The 5527-nt window shown below is 59.3% G+C and carries 8 protein-coding genes and 3 pseudogenes; 2 read left to right on the forward strand and 9 right to left on the reverse strand.

The window, feature by feature from the left end:
• From F6X42_RS43635 to F6X42_RS41570, 6 genes and pseudogenes are all read right to left on the reverse strand, one after another.
• Nucleotides 1-272 (reverse strand): annotated as a pseudogene (locus F6X42_RS43635) (IS4 family transposase); the annotation flags it as partial.
• Complete coding sequence (locus tag F6X42_RS46235) at nucleotides 239-646, reverse strand: IS4/Tn5 family transposase DNA-binding protein (protein ID WP_376776526.1); 408 nt, start codon at nucleotides 644-646, stop codon at nucleotides 239-241. The gene F6X42_RS46235 and the pseudogene F6X42_RS43635, both read right to left, overlap by 34 nt.
• 101 nt (nucleotides 647-747) lie before the next feature.
• Nucleotides 748-1215 (reverse strand): annotated as a pseudogene (locus tag F6X42_RS46240) (UPF0149 family protein); the annotation flags it as partial.
• A 108-nt stretch (nucleotides 1216-1323) separates the two neighbouring features.
• A complete protein-coding gene (locus F6X42_RS41560) occupies nucleotides 1324-1647 on the reverse strand; it encodes a tyrosine-type recombinase/integrase (RefSeq protein ID WP_246530537.1) in 324 nt (107 codons plus the stop codon).
• Nucleotides 1644-2054, reverse strand: a complete 411-nt coding sequence (locus F6X42_RS41565; RefSeq protein ID WP_187639576.1) for a DUF2442 domain-containing protein — start codon at nucleotides 2052-2054, stop codon at nucleotides 1644-1646. The genes F6X42_RS41560 and F6X42_RS41565 overlap by 4 nt, the downstream gene beginning before the upstream one ends.
• Complete coding sequence (locus F6X42_RS41570) at nucleotides 2041-2292, reverse strand: DUF4160 domain-containing protein (protein WP_187639577.1); 252 nt, start codon at nucleotides 2290-2292, stop codon at nucleotides 2041-2043. The genes F6X42_RS41565 and F6X42_RS41570 overlap by 14 nt, the downstream gene beginning before the upstream one ends.
• Nucleotides 2293-2862: 570 nt before the next feature.
• Here F6X42_RS41570 and F6X42_RS41575 point away from each other — a divergent pair.
• On the forward strand, nucleotides 2863-3225 hold the full coding sequence (locus F6X42_RS41575; RefSeq protein ID WP_187639578.1) for a hypothetical protein: 363 nt from the start codon (nucleotides 2863-2865) through the stop codon (nucleotides 3223-3225).
• 76 nt (nucleotides 3226-3301) lie between these two features.
• On the forward strand, nucleotides 3302-3532 hold the full coding sequence (locus F6X42_RS46245; protein WP_376776527.1) for a DUF1643 domain-containing protein: 231 nt from the start codon (nucleotides 3302-3304) through the stop codon (nucleotides 3530-3532).
• Here F6X42_RS46245 and F6X42_RS41585 read toward each other — a convergent pair.
• From F6X42_RS41585 to F6X42_RS46505, 3 genes and pseudogenes are all read right to left on the reverse strand, one after another.
• The gene (locus F6X42_RS41585; protein WP_187639066.1) at nucleotides 3529-3912 is read right to left on the reverse strand and encodes a VOC family protein; all 384 of its coding nucleotides are present in this window, start codon (nucleotides 3910-3912) and stop codon (nucleotides 3529-3531) included. The two genes, F6X42_RS46245 and F6X42_RS41585, sit on opposite strands and share 4 nt — an antisense overlap.
• A 343-nt stretch (nucleotides 3913-4255) precedes the next feature.
• The gene (locus F6X42_RS41590) at nucleotides 4256-4702 is read right to left on the reverse strand and encodes a GFA family protein (RefSeq protein ID WP_222945919.1); all 447 of its coding nucleotides are present in this window, start codon (nucleotides 4700-4702) and stop codon (nucleotides 4256-4258) included.
• A 418-nt stretch (nucleotides 4703-5120) separates the two neighbouring features.
• Nucleotides 5121-5399: pseudogene (locus F6X42_RS46505) on the reverse strand (IS110 family transposase); the annotation flags it as partial.
• Between the last annotated feature and the right edge of the window lie 128 nt (nucleotides 5400-5527).

Raw genomic sequence — 5527 nt, forward strand, 5'->3', positions numbered from 1 at the left:
TAAATGTCGCTTTCCCGATCGCCCACGTGAATGCAGCGCACAGGATCGCCGAGCAGCGCCGTTGACTGACGCATGTTCTCCAGCCAGCGATAGCTTTCCTTCTGCTCAATGGGTACCCGTGTAGGATTGATGTGCCGCTTGAGCGCCGCCGTGCCCTTGAACTTGTGCCTGGTCCAGAACTTCACCGCTGCCAGACCCAGCGGCGATCCTTCGGCGGTGACAACCAGACTCGAATGCATCAGGATTCCGCATTGTGTGAGCGGCTGCAACAAACCATGTCGGCCATGCTGAACAGATGTCTTCCTGTGTAGCCAACGAGTTCCGGGCGCTCGCGCTGATACGAGAACGTTGTCGTATCTTGCAGCACGAGAATAGGACCTGGCGTTGCCTTGAAACGATCTGCACTCGCCTGAAAGTGACCACTCAGGATGTCCTGTTCGCTGACGCGATCATTAGACAGGAACCGGTACGCCGCTTTGGTCGCGGCCCAATCCTGACAAGCGAAGGGAATCGTTTGGCCCATGCCCGCCCACAACTGTTCCAGCACAACGCCAAAACGCTTCCGTAGTCTGGTGTCCTGAAATTCGCTTGCCTGAACTTCTTCGCCGAGCCAACTTCGTTCGTCCGCCTGTCGTTTGCCGGCCATATCGCTCGCACATGAAACGTGATGTCGGCCAGGTTACCAGGTTTCTCGGCGAAAATGTGGGTAATTGCAAGCATCGCGAGCCGCTTACCCTCCTCCGTGCCGTACAGCATGATCACCGTGAACCATTCAGGGTGCTCCGCGAGCACCGGCGCCCACGCTGTCCGATCGACGGCAATACTTTTGTAATACCCCTCGCACCAGTCGTCGATGACCGAAATCACTCGCCCATCTGATTCGTGTTCAAGGATGAGCGGTTCGTACCCGGCGGAGGCATCGTTCAACATGTCGTTGACGCTATTCCAGTGCCGGATGATCAGCCCGACGATGCCTTTTGACTCGTCAGCACTGGCAAACGTCGGCAGGTCCTGGCCATGCTCCGCATCCCAGATCCAACCCAGCATGGTGCCAGGCATCATCAGGTTTGGCCCCGAGGCGAGCGCTGTCATAAACCCGTCCATCATCGAAACGTCCATTGCCGCATCGGGAGCGGAATCGCTGGTCAGGAAATCATCAAGCTGATCGATTTCTGTTTCGTTCAGCGGCAATGTGGGTGCGATTTCGTCTTTCATGGATTCTCCAGCAAGCGCCTGCGATCGCGGGTCCGGTTCGACGGCCCCGCGTGCGTGCCTGTCCGTCCTGCGCTTCTTCGCCGCCGCGGCGCCGTTCGAGTCAATATGTCACTTTAAACGTCGGCGAATCTCTTCGGGGCGGCTCGTGCGTCGGTCGTAGATCCGCGTGGTCGCGATGTTCGCGTGGTCGAGCCATTCCTGCACCGTCGCGATGTCGGCCTCATGCTCGAGCGCGTTGGTCGCGGCGGTCGCGCGCAGGCTGTGCACGCCGAAGCCGTCGATCGCGATCTTCGCCTGCGCCGCGTACGCGAGCACGCATTTATAGACGCTGATCCGCTCCAAGGCCGTCGCCGCGACTTCCTCGAGCATTGCCTCCTCGACGAGGAAATCGTCGAAGTTGCCGCCAATGTGCTTACTGGGACTGTTCGTCATGCGTGCACCTCTTGGGCTTTGCGCGGACGTCCTCCCTTCTTGCCGTTCTCGCGCGCGGCGGCCGCCTTCGCTGCGGAGCGTGTCGCGCCCGCCACGCGTGCGGCTTGCTTCATCCACGCCTTAGAACCGTAGATGCCTTCAAAAAGCGCGGGCACGTACACGTCGGCGTCGAGGCGCGGGAAGTGCAGGCCCCATCCGGCCGGCGTGATCTCGATCTTGCTCAGGTCCGTAGCGCTGGCGCGCGCAAGCCCCTGAATCAGGCGTGCGGGTACCGCGAGCGTCACGCCGTTGTCGAACTCGACCTCGAGCTTCCCGACAGACGGGCGATAGCGCGCGGCGACGGCGCGCGGGCCTAGTTCCTTGCCGGCCTTGCGAGCGGCGGCGATCAACTCTTTAGTAATGGCCATGATGCTTTCTCCATGCCGCACAAAAGGCGACGATCGCGGGCTCGATGAGGCTCGCTATGCGATATATCGTCCGGTCTGAAACCTTCCCGGCGATGTTCCTGACGTCCAGCGGTCCGTTCGGGCAGTTGAGGTTAAAGACGATCTCGAAGCCGGCGCCGATCACGTGGACGTGCGCTGGTCGGTGGTCCGCCGTGTAGATCACCACGCGGTAGCCGTTGATCGTTGCTATTGTGGGCATACGCCGATGATAAACCTAACGGATGGGTTTTCGCAACGTCGCGGTGTCGCTGCGCCGCCCTGCCCTGCCTGTCGACCAGACCAAGCAACACGTGCGCCGACGCCTTGTCCGGCGTGCCTTCCCGTGATGCGACGCAGCGAAAGCCCGTAAGATCATGGACTTGCGTGGGATTCGCCGGCGGTTATCCACAGGCTCATCAACTTTTTCGGTGCATAACCTTGACGAAACGTCATGCCATAGGACGATTATCAATGCCCGCGCGGATCTTCAGACGTGGCGTGTATGTGGATAACACAGCGCTGTTGAGGCTCAGAAGGCGATCGTCGACGACTTCGTCAAGTGGCAACTGACACCATAAGCAAGTAGTTCGCCGGAGCCAATCCATCGGCGCGATGACAAGCCCACCCGCGTGTTCTGACGATGCCCATGTCCGAGCTAGACTCGAAGCACATCACCTGCCCTTTTGACAAGCCAGACGGCCCGGCCTTGATGTGCGCGAGCCTTGGGGCAAGTTCTCGGCGTCGATCCGTGGGTGCAGGTGGTTAAATTTTGCCCAATAGAGCCGACCCGATGAGCGCTCTATTCGTGATCAAGCCGTGGCAGGTCCGCGAGCGTTCGGCCCGCATCGGAATCACCGACCACCATTTCGATGCCTACGCGTCCGGCCTCGTCGACGACGCGCCGGACCTCTGGACCAGCGACGCGCTGTCCATCAAGCGGAAAGACTGTTACGACAGTGTCGCCCTTGGCCAGTGCGTCTACCACTTCAATTACAGGCGATGCGTACGGCGCGACCTCAAATTGTTCTCCGCTCAAGGACACCTGCCCCCAAAGCACGTGTGTGATCCTGTGCGAATTCCCGTCCATCCGAACCGCCGTTATAGCATGGACTGTCATTTCTTTTCCTCCCTTGCTGGGGAAATCCTAGCATGAGCGCAACCATCAGCCATTTCGTCACTTACCGATACCGCGAGCCGGCGACGCACCCTTCGACGACCGTGGGCAGACGATGTTCCTCATGCTGAACCCGAGCGCGCCCAACGCCAGTTGCGACGACCCGACCATCAGGCGCTGCCGCTCGCGAACCTCGCAAGGCCGCAAGCGGCAGCATGCGACCCTAAGCGGCCAGATAATTCTGTGGAAAGCCGCCATTCAACGTTTAAGCGTGGCCCGAGATCCGTCACGGCCGATAGACATGCCTGCCACGAAGTGTGGGCGCCAATTCCCGTTGAACCTCTAGGCGCCAATTTTATAAGGGCGGGTCATGACCTCAAGCAAATGACCGTCAGGATCGTCAAAATACACTCCCCGGCCACCGTTGTGCAGATAGGTTTCGCCGGCACGTTGTTTGCCAGGGTCGGCCCAGTACCGAAGCCCTCGGTCACGAATACGGGAGAAGACCTGTTCGAATTCGTCTTCACTGGTCAGAAACGCGTAATGCTGCATGGAAATCGCGCTGTCGCTCTCGAAGAAGTCGAGCGAGACGTCATTTGCGAGCCGAACGACCAACATCTGCCCGAACTCGATAGGACTCGGCAGCCCTAGGATGTCCATGAGGAACTTTGTCGATTTCTGCTTATCGCGACACCAAACGATAGTGTGGTTTAGCTGTACGCTCACGTTTCGACCCTCACTGGTTGTGACCGAATATGCCCTTCTGCCCAAGAACGGCTTCTTTTCTCGCCATGGATACAACATAGTCGACACCTGATGGCATTCAAATGAATTGAAACTACGACCGGCAGCTGATGGCCGAACCCGGTCCCATGATGAACTTCCGTAGACGACCCAGAGCTACCCATTTCCGAAAGCGGCCGTTCAACGTTCGAGGATATGGGCCACGAAGAACCGTCTTCCTGCGAGCCTTGTGTGTCTGAGCATAAGCCAACCACCAGGCGGCGGCCCAAGCCGCGCGCAACCCGTTTCGATAACCATCACAAAAGTGCAGCCGTGCTATTTGAATTCAGGTCTTGGAATAGCTGCCCTCGTGTTTCGGCAGTGCGTCAGATACATGAACCCACGGCAACTTCCTTGATGTCCAAGTGTGATGCTCGGGAGGAACCAGGTCCGGCACGTCGAGACTGCATGTCGTGATGTCAATCTCGTCGGGGAAATCGTCGTGTTGATAAGTCAATTGCGTGCCACAGTCCGGGCAGAAAGTTCGCAAAACCGCTTTACTGCTTGCGAAGCTCCTTGGTTCGCCATGGACGAACCGAAACTCGGATCGCTTGACGCTAAACCAGGCGACGAACGGGGCCGCAGATGCGCGGCGACAGTCTGCGCAGTGGCAAACTGTGGAATCGAAGGGTATATCCAGCACTTCATAACGGACTTCTCTGCAAAAACAGCGGCCTTTGAGCATTGCTCCCTCCGTGGCGTGACAGTCGCCCGATCGTATGCGCCCGGCCATGATAGAGGTCCGCGCTGAAGATCTCGCAGGGTCGATCGCGCACGTGGCAGTCGAACCAGAGGATAGCGCCTCGGTCGGCTGTTTCCTTTCCAAGGATAGCGGCGATCGACCGCTTTCGGCTACCAGCGCCGAATGACCGTTCCTGACCGGCCTCTGCCCGCCGGTGATCGGCCGTACCCGGTAGAGTCATGCCCTGAGTGTGTCTGTCAAGTTTTCTGTTCGACATCTGCGTCTCGCTATGACGTTCATTCCGCGCCCGCCCGTGGACAACGAAGCTGCCCACAGCACGAGGCTGTGGACAGCCGCCTGACGGCGGTTCCCTCGTTGCCCACCGTCTCCCCGCGAGCTTCGCCTTCGGCCTGACGCGCCGCTGCGCGGCTTGCCCCAATCAGATAAAACAGCAGGACCCGGTCTCGACCTAAGTGCCCACCTTGCCGGCAAGGAGCGAACCGCGTTTCCTGAGCACGTTGAGGTAATCGGTCTCGTTGTACGGCGTGCGCGTCTGCCAGCAGCGATACAGGACGCGAATCCACTTGAATGCAAGGGCCCTCACGGCGATGTGGTGTGAGCTGCCCTTCGCGCGCTGCTGCCGGTAGTAGGCACCAGCCCACGATGACCGGGGGATGGTCTGGGCGGCCCATTCCACGAAGGTCTGGCGCAGGAATTTCGGGCACTGCAGGCGCCAATGGACCCAGCACGGCTCTGTCGCAGTAAGGTCAATGGGTCAAGCAGCGGTGATATGCGGAGGATTGCTTATGAAACGAGCGAGTAGAACTGCTGTGCGGGAGACAGCGGAGTCTCGCCCCGACATTTCATCTGCCCTTT

The sequence above is a fragment of the Paraburkholderia podalyriae genome, assembly GCF_014397785.1.
Taxonomy (GTDB): Bacteria; Pseudomonadota; Gammaproteobacteria; order Burkholderiales; family Burkholderiaceae; genus Paraburkholderia; species Paraburkholderia podalyriae.

Coding starts and splice junctions, on each gene's coding strand:
- F6X42_RS46235 (WP_376776526.1), bottom strand. CDS start 646: ATGGCCGGCAAACGACAGGCGGACGAACGAAGTTGGCTCGGCGAAGAA.
- F6X42_RS41560 (WP_246530537.1), bottom strand. CDS start 1,647: ATGACGAACAGTCCCAGTAAGCACATTGGCGGCAACTTCGACGATTTC.
- F6X42_RS41565 (WP_187639576.1), bottom strand. CDS start 2,054: ATGGCCATTACTAAAGAGTTGATCGCCGCCGCTCGCAAGGCCGGCAAG.
- F6X42_RS41570 (WP_187639577.1), bottom strand. CDS start 2,292: ATGCCCACAATAGCAACGATCAACGGCTACCGCGTGGTGATCTACACG.
- F6X42_RS41575 (WP_187639578.1), top strand. CDS start 2,863: ATGAGCGCTCTATTCGTGATCAAGCCGTGGCAGGTCCGCGAGCGTTCG.
- F6X42_RS46245 (WP_376776527.1), top strand. CDS start 3,302: ATGTTCCTCATGCTGAACCCGAGCGCGCCCAACGCCAGTTGCGACGAC.
- F6X42_RS41590 (WP_222945919.1), bottom strand. CDS start 4,702: ATGGCCGGGCGCATACGATCGGGCGACTGTCACGCCACGGAGGGAGCA.